This window comes from Streptomyces sp. NPDC059398 (genome assembly GCF_042751845.1).
Classification (GTDB): domain Bacteria; phylum Actinomycetota; class Actinomycetes; order Streptomycetales; family Streptomycetaceae; genus Streptomyces.
This window is the reverse complement of the sequence record NZ_JBHYWP010000017.1, coordinates 56,791-73,527: the sequence shown is the minus strand read 5'-3', so window position 1 is coordinate 73,527 and position 16,737 is coordinate 56,791. Positions and strand designations below refer to the sequence as shown.

The window sequence follows — 16,737 nt, the reverse complement described above, 5'->3', positions numbered from 1 at the left end:
GTGAAGTCGCGGGCCCCCCGGCGGCCGCTTGTCTGGGTGCCCCCCCCCCCCTTGATTTGTGGGTGTCCCCCCCCCCCCCGGCCGGCCGGGCGGGGGGGCCGGGGGGCCGCCCCCCCCGGCCCCCGTGGTCTGCGGCACCGGCGTCAGGGCAGCACCGGTGCGGGGTGGCGGCGCCGGGGGGTGGGCGCCGCGGAGAGTGTGAGGCGGGACGCGGACGGAAGTGCGGGACGGGGCCGACGGTCCCGCTGGAGCTCCACCCGTACAGCCGGAGCTCCACCCGTACAGGAAGGGGTGCCGGTTCAGGGCTGTCGGCTCCGGGCGTCCCCGGAACCGACGGCCGTGGGTGACCGGGCCGCTGTCCCCTGCCGCCCGGTCACACGCGCTGCGGTGTGGTCCCACGACGCACCTGCAGTACGTCACACACCTCAGCGAAGCCACGCGTGGTTTTCTCTTTTCCAACAGGCCGCCCCTGGCTGACACGGACGCCTGGACCAACGAAGTGCCGCCGGGCCCGGTCACGCGCCGTACGGGTGAGAGCGGGCCCGAACTCAGATACGGGCTGTCCCCGGCCGGCTCAGATCCGCCCCCGGCACAGTTCGAGCACGGTCATCGCGAGCCCCGTACCCGGTTTGCCGAGCGCCTCGCTGTAGTGGCCAAGGACCTCCATCTCGCGCGAGAGGTTCACCCGGCGTCCGCCGGATGTCATCCGGGCGTCCTGGATGACGGCCGACACCGCCATCCGCTCCTGGATCAGACCGATGATCCGGTCGTCGAGGCTGTCGATGCGCCCGCGCGCGCCCGTGATCACGCCCGCGGCCTCACCGCTGTGCGCTCCCGTGCCGTGCAGGTCGGTGCCGGTGCCGGCCTCGGAGCTGATGCCGGTGGCGGCCTCGGCGTTGATGCCGGTGCTGATATCCGTGCTGATGCCGGTGCTCATGTGTCCGGTGCTCATGTGTCCGTGCTCCTGGAGGGATACGGCCCCCGAACGGCAGCTCCGGAATGCACAGGCGCGGGGGGGGGAGGGGGGGCGGGGGGGCGGGGGGGGGGTGGGTGAGTGGTGCACAGGCGCCCCGGCCCTTGCCGGTCCGGGGCGCCTGGGGAAGTGTCTGTCAGTGGCTCAAGCAGCAGAACCAGAGGACCCGTGGCAGCCGGACGGGCCGGTGCCATAGGTAAAGACGAAGGTCAGCTGCTGATGCACGGCCCCAGTATGGACGGCCTTCGGAGGGAGAGACAAACCGGTTTCCCGGGCCCCGTTAGAATCGACATACAAGACCCCGTGACAAGACCCCCTTTCCCGCCGGAAGGCCGCCCCGTGCCAGCAGCACCCCCCGCCGCCCCCGACGTCGTCCTCGTCGTCGACTTCGGCGCGCAGTACGCCCAGCTCATCGCCCGTCGCGTCCGTGAGGCGCGGGTCTACAGCGAGATCGTGCCGTCCACCATGCCGGTGGCCGAGATGCTGGCGAAGAACCCGAAGGCGATCATCCTCTCCGGTGGCCCGTCGTCCGTGTACGCGCCGGGCGCGCCCTCGCTCGACCGGGCGCTCTTCGAGGCCGGGGTCCCGGTCTTCGGTATGTGCTACGGCTTCCAGCTCATGGCGTCCACGCTCGGCGGCACGGTCGACGACAACGGCGCCCGCGAGTACGGCCGGACCGCACTCACCGTCTCCAAGTCCGCCTCGACCCTATTCGAGGGCACCCCGGCCGAACAGCCGGTGTGGATGTCGCACGGCGACGCCTGCTCGGCCGCCCCCGAGGGGTTCACGGTCACCGCGTCCACCGACGTCGTACCGGTCGCGGCCTTCGAGAACGACGAGAAGAAGCTGTACGGCGTCCAGTACCACCCCGAGGTGCTGCACTCCACCTACGGCCAGCAGGTCCTGGAGCACTTCCTCTACCGGGGCGCGGGCATCGACCCGGCCTGGACCACGACCAACGTCGTGGAGGAGCAGGTTGCCCTGATCCGCGAGCAGGTCGGCACCAAGCGGGCCATCTGCGGGCTCTCCGGGGGTGTCGACTCCGCCGTCGCCGCCGCACTGGTGCAGAAGGCCATCGGCTCCCAGCTGACCTGCGTGTACGTCGACCACGGGCTGATGCGCAAGGGCGAGACCGAGCAGGTCGAGAAGGACTTCGTCGCCGCCACGGGCGTCCAGCTCAAGGTGGTCGACGCCGAGGACCGCTTCCTGACCGCGCTCAAGGGTGTCTCGGACCCCGAGGAGAAGCGGAAGATCATCGGCCGTGAGTTCATCCGGGTCTTCGAGCAGGCCCAGGCCGAGATCATCGCCGACGCGGGTGAGGATGTCGCGTTCCTGGTGCAGGGCACGCTGTACCCGGACGTGGTCGAGTCCGGCGGCGGCACCGGCACCGCCAACATCAAGTCCCACCACAATGTGGGCGGGCTCCCCGACGACATCGAGTTCAAGCTGGTCGAGCCGTTGCGCCAGCTCTTCAAGGACGAGGTCCGGATGGTCGGCCAGGAGCTCGGCCTGCCGGACGAGATCGTCCACCGTCAGCCGTTCCCGGGCCCCGGTCTCGGGATCCGTATCGTCGGCGAGGTCACCAAGGAGCGGCTCGACCTGCTGCGCGAGGCCGACGCCATCGCCCGCGAGGAGCTCACGGCCGCCGGTCTCGACCGCGAGATCTGGCAGTGCCCCGTGGTGCTGCTCGCGGACGTCCGGTCGGTCGGCGTCCAGGGCGACGGCCGCACGTACGGCCACCCGATCGTGCTGCGGCCCGTCTCGTCCGAGGACGCCATGACGGCGGACTGGACGCGCCTGCCGTACGAGGTGCTGGGGAAGATCTCGACGCGGATCACGAACGAGGTCGCCGATGTGAACCGGGTGGTGCTCGATGTGACGAGCAAGCCCCCGGGCACCATCGAGTGGGAGTAGCAGGCAGGGTGCTGTAGGCAGCGGGGTGCGGGCGGCCTGCCGCCCGGCTCCGCCTCCCCTCCGTACACCTCGCTGTACACCCGCGCCTCCGCACAGCCGACGAGCGCCGCCCTCCCGGACATCCGGGAGGGCGGCGCTTCGCCGTCCGGCCCGGCGCCTGCGTCCGGCCTGTCCTTTCCGTACGGCCGTCCCCTGCGTCCGGCCCGTCCCTTCCGCCGTCCCCCGGCCCGCTCTCTCCACCGCGCGCACTCCCCACCGGACGATTCTGTTCACCGCATGACTCTGTTCACCTGCGGTAACGCGCGGTAGCTTCCGGCCATGACTGAGATGCCAGCCCCGATACCGGCCGCTGCCCCCGCCTCCGACCCCGCCTCCACCCCTGGGCCGGCCGCGGTCCCGGCTGCGTCCGCGCCCGCGCCCGTACCGGTCGATCAGCTCCGGTTCGCGATGCCGCCGGTGCACGAGACGCCGGCCGATGAGCGGCAGTACCGGAAGGCGAGGCTCGCGGGGGCGCTGCGGCTCTTCGGGCGGTACGGGTACGAGGACGGGGTCTCCGGCCACATCACGGCCCGCGACCCGGGGTACCCCGACTGCTTCTGGGTGAACCCCTTCGGGGCGCCGCTGGCGGAGCTGGGGGCGGACGATCTGATCCTGGTCAGCGGGGACGGCCAGGTCGTCGAGGGCCGCCACCACGTCAACCAGGCCGCCTTCGCGGTGCACGCCCAGGTGCACCGGGCCAGGCCCGCCGTCGTGGCGGTCGCCCACAGCCACTCGGTGCACGGGCGGGCGTTGTCCGCGCTCGGCGAACTCCTGGACCCCATCACCCAGGAGTCCTGTGCCTTCTACGAGGACCACGCGCTCTACGACTCGTACACGGGCGTCGTCGTGGACGAGGAGGAGGGCGGCAGGATCGCCGCCGCGCTCGGCGACCGCAAGGCGATCATCCTCCGCAACCACGGGCTGCTGACCGTGGGCGATTCGGTCGACGCAGCGGCCTGGTGGTTCATCACCCTGGAACGCTGCTGCCAGGTCCAGCTCGCCGCACGGGCCGCCGGAAAGCCGGTACTGATCGACCACCGGAACGCGGTCGCCACCCGTGACCAGCTGGGCAGCGATCTGGTGGCCTGGATCAACTACCAGCCGCTGTGGCGGCAGATCAGCGGAACCGGTCCCGGCGCGGAGGCGTGAACAACACCCGTACGAGCGTGTCCGCCTGGACGCCCGGCACGCTCGCGCGGCCCCGGCACACCGGGGCGTCCCGCACACCCGTCAACCTGACGTGGCGTCAATCATCCTCCCTGACCTGACCTGCTGTGTCTGCGGCACCGTGAGTGCGGCACAATCCCCTTGAAACGCAAGGAAGTTCAAGAGCGTGCAGGGATTTGCACAGGGCGGGAAAAGGGCGGCGTTCTGCGTGGCGGTACAGGAAGCAAGACAGGGCGAAGGTCCGCACGCCGGGGCGCACGGCGGCGGCTGCACCTGCCCGGACTGCCCGCACGGCGCACGCGAGGGACACCGGCGCGCCGTTGCCGCGTTCCTCGCCCGGCGGGACGGACTCGCGGCCGGTGAGGGCCTGCCCGCCGGGGTCGCGCACTCGGCCGGGGCGTCACGGCAGTGGGTCTCCGACGAACTGACGGAGTCGGCGCGCACAGTGGCCGAACGCGGCCGGGAGGCCGGCGCCGCCTGGTTCCGGCAGGTATGGGTGCGCACGCTGCTGGTGGTGTGGGGGAGCGCGGTGGTCCTCGTGCTCGCCGAGGCGGTGACCGCGATCGGCGCGGGCTGGAGCACGGCCCGTACCGCCGGGCTGATCGCCGCTGTGCTCACCGCCGCACTGCTGACCGGCGCGGCCCGTACCCACCGGGCGCGCGGGGGAGTCCTGGCCCCCGTGATCGGCGAGGACAACCGGCTCTCCACCTCCCGGGCGGTCGCCGGGGCGTGGGTGCTGCTCGTCGTCTTCTCCGTCCTGGTGCTCTCGCTGCAGCTCGCCGGGGCGTCCGGCCACGGCGAGCGCGACGCCCTGATGGCCGGACTCGATCTGGCCCGCGGCGCGGGCCTGGCGGCCGTCCTCGCCCTGGTCTGCGCCGTCGCGGTGGGAGTGCGGCGCATGGTCGCGCTGCGGGTGCTGGCCCAGAAGCTCCAGAAGGCCCGCGCCGACCGCCCGCGCGCCGCCGATCTGCTCACCGACGACTCGGGGCGCGGCAGCTTCGCGGATGTGCAGTACGTCCTGGTCAGTTCGGCCGCCGTGCTGTTCGCTGCCGTACGCCTGGCCCGCCGTCCCGGTCAGCTGCCCGACCTCCCGTGGGGGCTCGCGCTCCTGGTCGTCGTCTCGGCCGTGACGTATGTCGCGGGCAAGTACGCGGAGGGCGGCAGGCCCGTGGTGCTCTCGGTGGTCAGGGCACGGGAGGCCGGGGACCTGGACGCCCCGATCCGTACCGGTGACGACATCGAGATCCGCGGTGCGGGCTTCGTGCCGCCGGGGGCCGGAACCCCGGACCGGCTGGCCCGGATGGTGGTCCGGATCGGCACGGTCCACGTCCATGTGCCGCTGGTCCCGGTGCCGGGTGGTTTCGCCAACCCGTCGGACACGGTGCTGACGGTGCCCGTACCGGTGGAGGTCGAGCCGGGCCGGGTGGAGGTACGGGTGGTGACGGCGGCCGGGGTGGAGACGGCGGCCTGCGAGATCGACGTGACGGACTGAGGCCCCGCCCGGCGTCAGCGGGCGAACTTCTCGACGGCGTCCGGGGTGACCGGGGTGAAGAAGTTGACGAGGTTGCCGTCGGGGTCGCGGAAGAGCAGCGACCTGTTGCCCCACGGCATCGTGGTGGGCCCGCTGACGAAGTCCCCGACCAGGCCGCCCAGATTCCCGTGTACGCGGTCCACGTCGTCGACGAGGAACTCGATGATCACGCTGTGGTTCTCCGCCGGGCGGGCGGAACCCGGGGCGAACAGCGGGACGGTGCGCGTGCCGGCGATCGCCAGGGTGGCGTGCGGGGTGCGCAGCTCGGCGAAGTCCTCGGTGGCCCAGGCCGCCTGCACCCCGGTGGCCTTCTCGTAGAAGCCGACGAGCCGTGCCACGTCGCCGGTGATGATGCGGACCGATACAAAATCCATGGTGTTCTCCCTGGTGGGTGAGGTGTGGTGAGTGTGGTGCGGTGAGTCCGGTGTGGTGCTCACTCCGCAGGTTAGGACCAATAGAGGACAGAATCGGTCCGGTATGCGGATTAGGATCGGCGCCATGTCCCGACCCACCGCACGTGTGCTGACTCTTCTGGAGCTGCTGCAGTCGGGCGGCATCCGCACGGTTGCCGAACTCGCCGGCCGGCTCGGCGTCGACGGGCGCACGGTGCGGCGGTATGTGGACCAGCTGGTCGACCTCGATGTGCCCGTGGAAGCGGTACGCGGCCGGTACGGGGGCTACCGGCTCGCCCCCGGTTACCGCCTGCCCCCGCTCATGCTCAGCGACGACGAGGCCCTCGCCGTGCTGCTCGGCCTGATCGCCGGCCGCCGGGCGGGCCTGATGACGGCGGGCACTGCGGGTGCTGCGGGCACGGCCGGCGCTGCGGGTCAGGCGGTCCAGGCGGGAACAGCGGGTGAGACGGCCGCGGCCAAAATCCGCCGGGTGCTCCCGGCGCGGGTGGCCCGCAGGCTCGACACGGTCCTGGACTCCCTCGCGTTCACGGCGCCGCCGGGCGAGTTCCCCGCCCCGGACGCCGATGTCCTGCTCACCCTCGCCGACGCGGTACGCCACCGGCGGCCGGTCTCGGTCAAGTACACCGACCGCGAGGGCCGGCGCAGCGAACGTGCGCTGCACCCGTACGGGATCGTCGCCCACTCGGGCCGCTGGTACGTCACGGGCGCGGACCCCGGGATCGGCGAGGACCGGACCTTCCGGCTCGACCGCATCACGGACGCGAGGGCCCTGCCCGGCTCGTTCGACGAGCCCGCCGGGCCGGATCCGGCCCAGCGTGTGGTGTCGGGGTTCGCCACGGCCGCGTACCGGTACGAGGTGGTCCTGCGGATCCGGGGGACGGCCGGCCATGTCCGTACCCGGCTGCCTGCCACCGTCGCCACCGTGGTGGAGACCGCGCCCGCGGAGGGTGAGGACCCGGCGGCCGAGCGCTGGCTGCGGGTCGAGCTGCGGGTGGAGCGGCTCGACTGGCTGCCGCCGGTACTCGCCTCGCTGGACCGGCCGTTCGTCATCGAGCGCCCCGCCGAACTGCGCGACCTCGTCACCGCATTCGCCGACCGCCTCGCCTCCTGCGCCCGGCAGACCTGACGTACGGAAGCCTGGTGTCCGGCAGTCCCGGCGTACGGGATCCGGGTCTCCCGGAGAGGCACCCCGGGCGGCGGGGCGCGGAGCACCGGGACGCAGAATCATCTACGGCGTCCGCCGGACCGGCACGCGCCACGGGCAATCGGAGAGGCAGGGCCAGACCATGGTTCAGGGATACCGGACGGGCACACCCATCGGGATCGGCGGCAGCGTCGGGATCGGCGGCAGTGCGCGGGGCCGGAGCGGCGGCTGGAAGGAGACCGCCCGGCGGTACTCGCTGCTGCCGTTGCGGATCTTCCTCGGCGTCACCTTCCTGTACGCCGGTATCGACAAGCTCACCGATTCGGCCTTCCTGCATGCCACGGGAGCCGGTTCGCTCGGCGAGCTCCTGCACTCCGTACGCGGCTCGGCGGCCGTCCCGGCCCTCGTGGACCTGGCGCTGAAGAGCCCGGCCGGCTTCGGTTACGCCATCGCCATCGGTGAACTCGCCGTCGGCATCGGCACCCTGCTGGGACTGTTCGGCCGGGTCGCGACGCTCGGCGGCGCCCTGATCTCGCTGAGCCTCTGGCTGACGGTGAGCTGGCAGTCCACGCCGTACTACTACGGCAACGACCTCGCCTACCTCATGGCCTGGCTGCCGCTCCTGCTCGCCGGGTCGCCGCTCCTCTCGGTGGACGCCCTGCGGGCGGACCGGCGCCGTATGCCGTAACCGACCGTGCTGGCGATGCCTGCCAGCACCAGACCGGCGGCGAGCACCGGCAGTCCGGCGACCGCCGGGATCCGCCAGAGACCGCCCGCCTCGCCCAGGTAGAGGGCCGCGATGCCCAGCAGCACCAGGCCCGCGACGGCCCTGCCCGGCCGGAACTCGTGCAGGAACCTCCGCTGCGGGCGACCGGGCCGTGGTTTTCCGGGTCCCGGTTCTCCGAGTCGCGGTTCTCCGGGCCGTGGTTCTTCGGGCCGTGGTCCTCCGAGTTGTGGGTCGCCGGGTCGTGGGTCTCGGGGCCGGGCTTCTCCGGGCCGCGCTTCTCCGGACCCCTGTTCTCCGGCCCGTGTTCCCTCGCCGTCACCGTGCACGGGTCACCTCCGCCTGTCCCAGGCCGACCTCCAGATGGAGATCGACCGTGCCTCCGGCCCTGCTGCCGCTCTGCGGGGGGAGCGTCACCGTTCTGTCCCGGGCGGGGGAGATGTCGATGTCCCGCTGGTGCTCGCCGGGCAACTGGATGTCTCCGAGCCCCACTTCGGCATGGAGGCGCACGGTCACGTTCTCCGGTACGACGACCGCCACCCGGCCCGCGCCGACCTCCACATGGGTACGTACGGAGGCGCCCGGCGGTACGGTCAGCCGCCGGAGATCCAGGGTGCCGACCCCGGTGCCCACCCCGTACCGCGGGTGCACCGCCGACACCGACGCGGGCCGCCACTCCGTGCGCACCCAGTGCGTGGTGACCGTCTTCGGCAGGGCGCTCACGCCCGCCAGCAGCGCCGTCGTGACCACCGCCAGGAAGAGTGTGCCGGACCCGGTGCGGCCGAGGAACGAGCTGAGCAGCAGGCCGAGGCCGAAGACGGCGAGTGCGCAGGCCAGCCCGGTCTGCAGGCTCACCGTGAGCGGGTGGCCGTGCCGGGAGAGCCCGGTACCGAGGCCGGCCGCCAGCAGCGCGCACAGGAAGACCCGGCCGCCGATGCCGCGCGGCCCGCGGTTCGCCACCGGCACCGGCCCGGCCGACCCGGACAGCCGGCGGAACGGCCGCGGATCCGGTGCGGCCCCGGACGGCCCCCAGAGATAGCCGGTGCCGACCGGTCCCGTGGTGCCGTCCTTGACGATCGGGTCCCGCCACCAGGAAGGACCGCCCGGCGCGGGCGGGGCCTTCGTCTCCGGCGGCGCGTCCGCCACCGTCTGCCCGGCCGCCCGCTGCCCGGCGGGTTTCTGCCCCGCCGCGCGCTGTCCGGCAGCCGGTTCCGGGGCATCCGGGGCCGCGAGCCTGCGCCGCTCCGACCAGACCGCGGAGCCCGCGGTGGCCAGCGACAGCAGCGCGGCGAAGACCAGCACCGTCACGTAGTGCAGCATCGACAGGAACAGCCCGCAGCCGACCAGCGCGAAGAGCACCGCGGCCATGGAGGCGCCCTCGACCCGCCCGGTCAGCAGCCTGCGCGCCTCGTTCTCGTCCTCACCGTCCAGCTGGATCAGCAGCCAGGCGAAACCGTAGAAGATCAGCCCGACGCCGCCGGTCGCCGCGAGCACCCCGAGGACGACGCGGAAGACCACCGGATCCAGGTCGAAGTGTCGGCCGAGTCCCCCGCAGACCCCGGCGACCACCTTGTTGCTCCGGTGGCGGCGCAGCTGCGGGGGCGGCTCGCTCTGGGGCGGCGGGGTGGTCGGCGGCGGGGTTGTCATACCCCCATGGTGACGGGCGGCCAGGCCGGGCGGGGACCGTGAAGACCCTGGCCGGTCCCTGATTTCGGCCCGCGGAACCAGAGGGTTTTCCCTGATGTCCCGGACGGGCCGTCCATGTGACGATCGGTCCATGCCAGTTGCCCCGCCCCGTGCCGCCGGTGCCGCAGCCGAGACCCCGGACGAGCCCGCACCGCGCAAGCTGTACCGCAGCGCCGAGGGGCGGATGCTGGGCGGCGTGGCGCGGGGGCTCGCCGGTCATCTGGGGGTGCCAGTCTCCTGGGTGCGGGCCGCGTTCATCGTGCTCTTCGCGCTGGAGGGGCTGGGGGCGCTGCTGTATGCCGCGTTCTGGTTCGTCGTGCCGCTCGGCGCCGGCGGGGTCGGGCAGCGCGGGGTGCCGTCGCCGTTCGAGGAGTCGGCGGACGGCCGCCGCAGACTGCGCAAGCCCGACCGGGGCCAGATCGTCGCCCTCATCGCGCTGATCATCGGGGTGGCCGCGTTCATCGGGAACGTGGACATCGGCGGCGACGCCAGCCCGTACATCTGGCCCGTCCTGCTCATCGGTGCCGGTGTCGTCCTCGTCTGGCGCCAGGCGGACAACACCCGCCGCGCTCACTGGGCCGAGGTCGGCCGCAGCAGCAGGCTCCTCCCGGTGGGGCGGGCGCTGGCGGGCGTGGTGCTGGTCGGCGCCGGGCTCGCCGCGTTCATCGTGATCCGCGGCTCGTCCGCGCAGCTCGGCAATGTCCTGACCGCCGCGCTCGCCGTGGTCGCCGGGATCGCCCTGCTCACCGGTCCGTGGCTCATCCGGATGACCCAGGACCTCTCGCAGGAGCGGCTGATGCGTATCCGCGCGCAGGAGCGTGCGGAGGTCGCCGCCCATGTCCACGACTCCGTACTGCACACCCTGACGCTGATCCAGCGCAACGCCGATGAGCCGGGCGAGGTGCGCAGGCTGGCCCGCGCCCAGGAGCGCGAACTGCGCGCCTGGCTCTACCGCCCCGAGGGCACCGGCAAGGACAAGGACGACGAACCCGAGACCCTCGCCGACGCCGTCCGGAAGTCCGCCGCGGAGATCGAGGACAAGCACGGGGTGCCGCTCGAAGTGGTGGTCGTCGGGGACTGCCCGCTGGACGAGAAGCTGTCGGCCCAGATGCAGGCGGCACGCGAAGCCATGGTCAACGCGGCCAAGTACGGTGGCGAGGGCGGTGCCGTACAGGTGTACGCGGAGGTCGAAGGCCGTACCGTCTTCGTGTCGGTACGCGACCGGGGGCCCGGCTTCGATCTCGACGCGGTGCCCGCCGACCGGATGGGCGTCAGAGAATCGATCATCGGCCGTATGCAGCGCAACGGCGGTACGGCAAGGCTGCGTTCCGCTCCCGAGGGCGGCACCGTAGTGGAACTGGAGATGGAGCGAGCATGACCGAGCCTACCGACCGCACCGACCGCACCGGGGCCGGCGGTGCCCCTCAGGCCACCGAGGCGTCTCAGGCCGGCGAGCAGCCGTACGCCCCCGCCGGGAGCGGGCTGCCGGGGCCGGGGGAGAGCCGCCGGGTCAGGGTGGTCCTCGTCGACGACCACCGGATGTTCCGTACCGGGGTGCAGGCGGAGATCGGCCGCACCGAGACGACGGGCGTCGAGGTGGTCGGCGAGGCGGCCGATGTCGACCAGGCGGTCACCGTCATCAAGGCCACCCGCCCCGAGGTCGTCCTCCTCGACGTCCATCTGCCGGGCGGCGGCGGGGTCGAGGTGCTGCGCCGCTCGGCCGCGCTGATGTCCGACCCGGATCACCCGGTCCGCTTCCTCGCCCTGTCCGTCTCGGACGCGGCCGAGGACGTCATCGGGGTCATCAGGGGCGGCGCCCGCGGTTACGTCACCAAGACGATCACCGGCAGCGACCTGGTCGACTCGGTCTTCCGCGTCCAGGACGGCGACGCGGTCTTCTCCCCGCGCCTCGCCGGATTCGTTCTCGACGCCTTCGCCTCCACGGACGCCCCGCCGGTCGACGAGGACATGGACCGTCTGACCCAGCGCGAGCGGGAGGTGCTGCGCCTCATCGCCCGCGGATACGCGTACAAGGAGATCGCCAAGCAGCTCTTCATCTCGGTGAAGACGGTCGAGTCGCACGTCTCGGCGGTGCTGCGCAAACTCCAGCTGTCGAACCGCCATGAACTGACCCGCTGGGCGACGGCACGCCGGCTGGTCTGAGGGGGCGGTGGCCCGGGCCGTCCGGACCTGTCGGGGCTCGGCTGAGCTCCCACGGCGGGCGCGTGCAGGGGGCAGGCGGGCGGTGCGGCGGTATGGGCAGGTACGGCCAGAGATGGCCAGGGCCGGGCAGGGAGCGGGCGTATACCGTATGTGTTGGGTCATCGCCGTACGTGACGAGGTAAAAAGGGTGCAAAACAGGTAACCCCTGGCGCCCATAGGGCATCTTTCCCCCCGTGATGAGCCTGACGGGAACCCCGTTCTTCCTCGCCGCGATCGCCATGATGGGCGTCGCGGTGCTGCTGCCCCTGCTGCTGTGGGGGCGCGTCGCCGGCCCCGCGGCCGTACGCGGTGCGGCGCGGCTGGTGATGGTGCTGTTCGCGCAGGCGACCGCGGTGCTGGTCGTCTTCGTCGCGGTGAACAACAGCAACGGCCTGTACGACAGCTGGGCCGACCTGCTCGGCACCGGGAACCACGTGGTCGCCGCCCCCGACCTCGGTGCCGACGGCCTCGGCGGGCGCCAGCTCGCCTCCGAGCCGCACCAGCGGGCCGTGTTCAAGCCGGTGGCCGACCCGCGCATGGGCGGCGTACGCAAGACGGTCATGACCGGGCAGGTGTCGGGGGTGCGCGGTGAGGTGTACGTCTGGCTGCCGCCCGAGTACAACGAACCCGCCTACCGCCACCACTCCTTCCCGGTGGTCGAACTGCTCTCCGGCTTCCCCGGCACGGCGAAGGCCTGGTTCTCCAGCCTCGACGCGGGCAAGCAGCTGGCACCGATGATGAAGCGGGGCGAGGTCGCCCCGTTCATCCTGGTGTCGCCGCGCACCTCACTCCTCGGCAGCCAGGACACCGGCTGCGCCAATGTCTCCGGGGTGATCAACGCGGACACCTGGCTGAGCGTCGACGTGCCGAGGATGGTGACCGACACCTTCCGGGCGAAGCACGGGGCCGCCGGGTGGGCGGTCGCCGGCTACTCGGCGGGAGCGCACTGCGCGGTCAAGCTGGCGCTCGCCCACCCCGACCGGTACCACACGGCCGCCGGGCTCTCCGGATACAACGACCCCGCGGCCGAGCGGGCCTCCATCACCGCCAAGGACCCGGCGCTGCGGCGCACGAACAACCCGCTGTGGATCCTGCGCCACGCCAAGACCCCGCCGCGCGTCTCCCTCTTCCTCTCCGGTGCGCCCCGCGACGGCTACCGGGACGGACTCGCCCTGCGCCGCGCCGCCAAACCGCCCACATCGGTGCAGGTCATCCCGGTGACGGGCGGACACAGCCTGGCGGTCTGGCGCAAGCAGGTGCCTGATGTCTTCACCTGGCTGAGCGCACAGTTCCGACCAGGGGTGCGCACGGGCGCGCCGATCGGTCAGGTGCCCGCCACCGGCCGGGTCGCGCCCGCGAAGGGCATCTGACCGACCGGCGCCAGCCTGACCGGCGCGCCGGGGTGCGGGGCGTGGATCATCTGCCCACCGCCCACATAGATGCCGACGTGACTGATCCCGGAGTAGAAGAACACCAGGTCGCCGGGGGCCAGTTCGGAGCGGCCCACCCGCTGTCCGGAGTTGATCTGGGTGTACGTGGTGCGCGGGAGCGACACCCCCGCCGAGCGGTACGCGGCCTGGGTCAGGCCCGAGCAGTCGAAGGACGAGGGCCCGGTGGCTCCCCAGACGTACGGCTTGCCGAGCGCGCCGTAGGCGAAGGCGACCGCCCGCGCGGCCCGTGAGCCGGTGGCGGCGACCGGGGTGCGCACGGCCGACCGGCCGGCGGCCTGCGGAGCGGCGGAACGGCCGGTGCCCCCGGACTCGTACGAGGCGCGCTCGGGCGCCGACAGCCGGGAGAGCAGCGCGCGGGCCGCGCGGATCTTGCTCTGCACGGTGGTCTTCTGCCTCTTCAGATCGGCCTGCCGGCCGCGCAGCGTGCCCAGCGTGGCGTCCGCTTCGGAGCGCAGCCGGGCGAGCTGTCCGAGCTGCCTGCGCACCCCGCCGACCTCGGCGGCCTGCCGGTCGCCGATCCGCTCCACATACGCGGCCCGGTCCAGGTAGTGCGCCGGGTCGGACGAGAGGAACAGCTGGAGCGACGGGTCGACGGCTCCGTCGCGGTACTGGGCCGACGCCGTCGAGGCGAGGGCCGAGCGCGCGGTGTTGAGCTGCGCCGTCCGGCGGGCCGCCTGGTCGCGCAGCGAGCGCAGCGACTTCTCCGACGCCGCGGTCTTCTCCTTCGCCCCGTCGTACTTCTCGGTGGCGGTCTCCGCCTCCCGGTACAACCTGTCGACCTGCGCCTTGACCTGCGCCGGGGTGAGGCGCGGTGCCGCGTGGCCGACGCCCTGGAAGGCGGTGGCGGATGCGGCACCCGCGAGGGTGAGGGTCGCGGCGGTCCGGGCCGCGGGGCCGGTGAGCGGGTGCTGCCTGGGTTTTCGGTGAGCGGCCACGAGGGCGGTCACGTCCTTCCGTACGTCCTTGCCGTGTCCGCCGTGCCGTATCCGTCCGTACTGCTGTCCATCCGTACTGACGGGCCCGGGGCCCCGGAGCGGATACGTGTCCGGCGGGGGGCCCCCCCCGGGGGGCGCGGCCCCGCCCGGCGGGTCGGCGGGGGTGGCCCGGGGGCGCCCCGGGCTGGGACCGGCGGGGGGGGCCCGCCCGGGGGGGCGGCGCGCCCCCGCCGGAGGTCTCGGCGGTGATGCCCGGTGGCCGCCCGGTCATGGGACGGCGGTGGGGAGCCGGTCATCTGGGCAAGAACGCTAGGCCTGGCGTTATGGGAACGAGACCCTATGGGACATAGTGACCGAATCTGGCCGCCCTTCTGCTGTATGGGGCCGGGGGTGACCGGATGGGACCGGACCGCTGCCGTATCCGTGGCGTACCGCTGCCGTACCGGTGGCGGGCGGCCGAAGGGCGGTGGCTAAGGTCGAATCCCATGGACGTACTCATCAACGCCTTCGTCGGTCTGCACATCATCGGTATCGCCGCACTGCTCGGCGGCTTCCTGACCCAGATGAAGGCGATGCGCACGGGCGAGGCCCGGTTCGGGCCCGCGATGCTGCACGGCGCGCTGACGATGCTGGTGACCGGGGTGGCGCTGGTCGGCCTGAACCAGGCGCAGGGCAACACCATCAACACCGTCAAGATCGGGATCAAGCTGGCGGTCCTGGTGGTGATCCTCGGACTCGTCTATGTGAAGCGCGACGACGAGCGGATCGAGAAGGGCCTCTTCGGGGCGGTCGGCGGCCTGACGATCGTGAACATCTTCATCGCGGTGCTGTGGACCTGAGCGGTGCTGCGGACCCCGGCGGCGCTCCGGACCTGAGCGGGCTCGCCCGGCCAGGTCCGGCCGAAGGGCCGCGCCCTACCTCCGTACGGCTGACAGCTCGCGCACCGTAGCCATGTCGCTGAACGGGATCAGCCGGTCGCCGACGATCTGGTACGGCTCGCTGCCCTTCCCCGCGACCAGCACGATGTCGGTCGGCCCGGCGGCGGAGAGAGCGAACGCGATGGCGTCCCGGCGGTCGGCGATCCGCTCGAACGGGGTACCGGTGGCCGTCAGCCCCGGAGCGATCTGGTCCATGATCGCCTCGGGGTCCTCGTCACGGGGGTTGTCCGATGTCAGCACGCACAGATCGGAGTGCGTCCCGGCGATCTCGCCCATCCGGGCCCGCTTGGTGGCGTCGCGGTCGCCGCCGCAGCCGAAGACCGTGATGACGCGGGCGGCGGCGAAGTCCCTGAGGGCGGCGAGCACCTTGTCCAGGGAGTCGGGCGAGTGCGCGTAGTCCACGATCACGGACGCGCCCTGCGGAGCCTCGAACCGTTCCAGCCGCCCGGGTACCGGAGGCATCCGGTCGAGCGCCGCCACCAGACCGGCCAGGTCATGGCCCAGAGTGTGGCACGCGGCCAGGGTGGCCAGTGCGTTGGCGACCGAGAACCTGCCCGGCACCGGGATCGCCGCCGGATACTTGCGCCCGTCGTGGTGGAGCGTGAACCGGGTACCGAAGGCGTCCATGTCCAGGTCGGTCGCCCGGTAGTCCGCTTCGGCGTCCAGGGCGTACGTGCGGACCAGCCCCGGCATCATCGCCGGGACCAGCGCGCAGACCGGGTCGTCCGCGTTCACCACGGCGCGCCGGCAGAGCCCCCCGAACAGCCTGAGTTTGGCGTCCCGGTAGTGCTCCATCGTGCCGTGGTCGTCCAGGTGGTCCTGGGTGAGGTTGGTGAAGATGCCCACGTCGATGAAGGAATGGTCGATCCGGTGGTTCAGCAGGCCCATCGAGGTGGCCTCCAGGACCACGGTGCCCACCTCGTGGTCACGCATGTGCCCCAGCAGATACTGGAAGTCCGGTGACTCCGGAGTGGTCAGCACGGAGCGCGGCATCGGGATCGACTCGTCCCCGATCCGGTTCCCGCCCGTCCCGATCACACCCACCTTCGCGCCCTCGGCGATCCGCAGCACGGACTCCACCATGTACGAGACGGACGTCTTCCCGTTGGTACCGGTGACGGCCACCATGTCCATCGCCCGGCCGGGCTCTCCGTAGTACCGCGAGGTGATCAGCGCGGCGGCCTTACGGGTATCGGCCACCCTGACGACGCAGGCACCGTCCGCCGACGGCCGTACCGCGGCGGGAAGTCCGGGCGCGGGTTCCTCGACGAGCACCGCCACGGCGCCCCGCGCCAGCGCGGAACCGACGGCCTCCGGCCCGCCCTCGCGATGTCCGGGCACCGCGACGAAGAGCGAACCCGGCGAGACGCGGTGGGCATCGAAGCACGCTCCCGCGGTGACTCTCGTCCCCGGATCGCCCAGCAGTACTTCGTGGTCGTGCCCGGCCAGCAACTCGCTCAACTTCACAGGGGTCCTCTCAGGGTGCGGCCGGCCCCCCCGCCGGGGCGCGGAGCGGCCCCCCCCCGGCGCCCCCGGCGGCGGGGCCGGGGCGGGGGGGGGGGGCCCGGCGGGGGGGGGGGGGGAAGCGGTCTGCGCTGCGGGCGCCGTGGCAGGGCGGGT

Annotated in this window: 14 protein-coding genes; 9 read left to right on the top strand and 5 right to left on the bottom strand. The window is 72.7% G+C overall.

Going from position 1 to position 16,737, the window contains the following annotated elements; translation table 11 throughout:
• Positions 1-574: 574 nt before the first annotated feature.
• Positions 575-877, bottom strand: a complete 303-nt coding sequence (locus ACFXBC_RS09095) for a chorismate mutase (RefSeq protein WP_385020591.1) — start codon at positions 875-877, stop codon at positions 575-577.
• A 435-nt stretch (positions 878-1,312) separates the two neighbouring features.
• Between ACFXBC_RS09095 and guaA the strand changes: the two genes are divergently transcribed.
• The 3 genes from guaA to ACFXBC_RS09080 all read left to right on the top strand — a co-directional run bounded on the left by guaA (position 1,313) and on the right by ACFXBC_RS09080 (position 5,585).
• A complete protein-coding gene (guaA, locus tag ACFXBC_RS09090; protein ID WP_385020528.1) occupies positions 1,313-2,887 on the top strand; it encodes a glutamine-hydrolyzing GMP synthase in 1,575 nt (524 codons plus the stop codon).
• A gap of 327 nt (positions 2,888-3,214) precedes the next feature.
• On the top strand, positions 3,215-4,075 hold the full coding sequence (locus tag ACFXBC_RS09085; protein WP_385020588.1) for a class II aldolase/adducin family protein: 861 nt from the start codon (positions 3,215-3,217) through the stop codon (positions 4,073-4,075).
• Between the two features lie 226 nt (positions 4,076-4,301).
• Complete coding sequence (locus ACFXBC_RS09080) at positions 4,302-5,585, top strand: hypothetical protein (RefSeq protein WP_385020585.1); 1,284 nt, start codon at positions 4,302-4,304, stop codon at positions 5,583-5,585.
• A 14-nt stretch (positions 5,586-5,599) separates the two neighbouring features.
• On the opposite strand, the gene ACFXBC_RS09075 is transcribed toward ACFXBC_RS09080, so the two are convergent.
• Positions 5,600-5,998 (bottom strand): VOC family protein, encoded by a 399-nt coding sequence (locus ACFXBC_RS09075; protein ID WP_385020582.1) that lies wholly within the window; start codon positions 5,996-5,998, stop codon positions 5,600-5,602.
• Positions 5,999-6,122: 124 nt separating this feature from the next.
• Here ACFXBC_RS09075 and ACFXBC_RS09070 point away from each other — a divergent pair, with 124 nt between their 5' ends.
• Positions 6,123-7,163 carry a helix-turn-helix transcriptional regulator gene (locus tag ACFXBC_RS09070; protein WP_385020525.1) on the top strand — a complete coding sequence of 347 codons (1,041 nt, stop codon included), beginning with the start codon at positions 6,123-6,125 and terminating at the stop codon, positions 7,161-7,163.
• Between the two features lie 160 nt (positions 7,164-7,323).
• On the top strand, positions 7,324-7,869 hold the full coding sequence (locus ACFXBC_RS09065) for a DoxX family protein (protein WP_385020522.1): 546 nt from the start codon (positions 7,324-7,326) through the stop codon (positions 7,867-7,869).
• Between the two features lie 354 nt (positions 7,870-8,223).
• Here the strand turns inward: ACFXBC_RS09065 and ACFXBC_RS09060 are convergent, their stop codons facing one another.
• Positions 8,224-9,552 carry a PspC domain-containing protein gene (locus ACFXBC_RS09060; protein ID WP_385020519.1) on the bottom strand — a complete coding sequence of 443 codons (1,329 nt, stop codon included), beginning with the start codon at positions 9,550-9,552 and terminating at the stop codon, positions 8,224-8,226.
• 130 nt (positions 9,553-9,682) lie between these two features.
• Here ACFXBC_RS09060 and ACFXBC_RS09055 point away from each other — a divergent pair, with 130 nt between their 5' ends.
• From ACFXBC_RS09055 to ACFXBC_RS09045, 3 genes are all read left to right on the top strand, one after another.
• Complete coding sequence (locus ACFXBC_RS09055; protein WP_385020516.1) at positions 9,683-10,969, top strand: PspC domain-containing protein; 1,287 nt, start codon at positions 9,683-9,685, stop codon at positions 10,967-10,969.
• Positions 10,966-11,754: a LuxR C-terminal-related transcriptional regulator gene (locus ACFXBC_RS09050; protein WP_385020513.1), complete on the top strand. Its 789-nt coding sequence runs from the start codon at positions 10,966-10,968 to the stop codon at positions 11,752-11,754. Before ACFXBC_RS09055 ends, ACFXBC_RS09050 begins: the two co-directional genes overlap by 4 nt.
• A gap of 236 nt (positions 11,755-11,990) precedes the next feature.
• Positions 11,991-13,163, top strand: coding sequence for an alpha/beta hydrolase (locus tag ACFXBC_RS09045; RefSeq protein WP_385020579.1), 1,173 nt, complete (start codon positions 11,991-11,993; stop codon positions 13,161-13,163).
• Here ACFXBC_RS09045 and ACFXBC_RS09040 read toward each other — a convergent pair.
• The gene (locus ACFXBC_RS09040; protein WP_385020510.1) at positions 13,118-14,179 is read right to left on the bottom strand and encodes an NlpC/P60 family protein; all 1,062 of its coding nucleotides are present in this window, start codon (positions 14,177-14,179) and stop codon (positions 13,118-13,120) included. The genes ACFXBC_RS09045 and ACFXBC_RS09040 overlap by 46 nt on opposite strands.
• Positions 14,180-14,664: 485 nt before the next feature.
• On the opposite strand from ACFXBC_RS09040, the gene ACFXBC_RS09035 reads away from it, so the two are divergent.
• Complete coding sequence (locus ACFXBC_RS09035) at positions 14,665-15,018, top strand: hypothetical protein (RefSeq protein WP_385020507.1); 354 nt, start codon at positions 14,665-14,667, stop codon at positions 15,016-15,018.
• A 75-nt stretch (positions 15,019-15,093) separates the two neighbouring features.
• Here ACFXBC_RS09035 and ACFXBC_RS09030 read toward each other — a convergent pair whose 3' ends face one another.
• A complete protein-coding gene (locus ACFXBC_RS09030) occupies positions 15,094-16,584 on the bottom strand; it encodes a UDP-N-acetylmuramoyl-L-alanyl-D-glutamate--2,6-diaminopimelate ligase (protein WP_385020504.1) in 1,491 nt (496 codons plus the stop codon).
• Positions 16,585-16,737 lie beyond the last annotated feature (153 nt).

Excerpts from the sequence above, each read along its gene's own strand:
- ACFXBC_RS09085 (WP_385020588.1), top strand. The coding sequence starts at position 3,215 with ATGCCAGCCCCGATACCGGCCGCTGCCCCCGCCTCCGACCCCGCCTCC.
- ACFXBC_RS09075 (WP_385020582.1), bottom strand. The coding sequence starts at position 5,998 with ATGGATTTTGTATCGGTCCGCATCATCACCGGCGACGTGGCACGGCTC.
- ACFXBC_RS09070 (WP_385020525.1), top strand. The coding sequence starts at position 6,123 with ATGTCCCGACCCACCGCACGTGTGCTGACTCTTCTGGAGCTGCTGCAG.
- ACFXBC_RS09065 (WP_385020522.1), top strand. The coding sequence starts at position 7,324 with ATGGTTCAGGGATACCGGACGGGCACACCCATCGGGATCGGCGGCAGC.
- ACFXBC_RS09060 (WP_385020519.1), bottom strand. The coding sequence starts at position 9,552 with ATGACAACCCCGCCGCCGACCACCCCGCCGCCCCAGAGCGAGCCGCCC.
- ACFXBC_RS09055 (WP_385020516.1), top strand. The coding sequence starts at position 9,683 with ATGCCAGTTGCCCCGCCCCGTGCCGCCGGTGCCGCAGCCGAGACCCCG.
- ACFXBC_RS09050 (WP_385020513.1), top strand. The coding sequence starts at position 10,966 with ATGACCGAGCCTACCGACCGCACCGACCGCACCGGGGCCGGCGGTGCC.
- ACFXBC_RS09045 (WP_385020579.1), top strand. The coding sequence starts at position 11,991 with ATGAGCCTGACGGGAACCCCGTTCTTCCTCGCCGCGATCGCCATGATG.
- ACFXBC_RS09035 (WP_385020507.1), top strand. The coding sequence starts at position 14,665 with ATGGACGTACTCATCAACGCCTTCGTCGGTCTGCACATCATCGGTATC.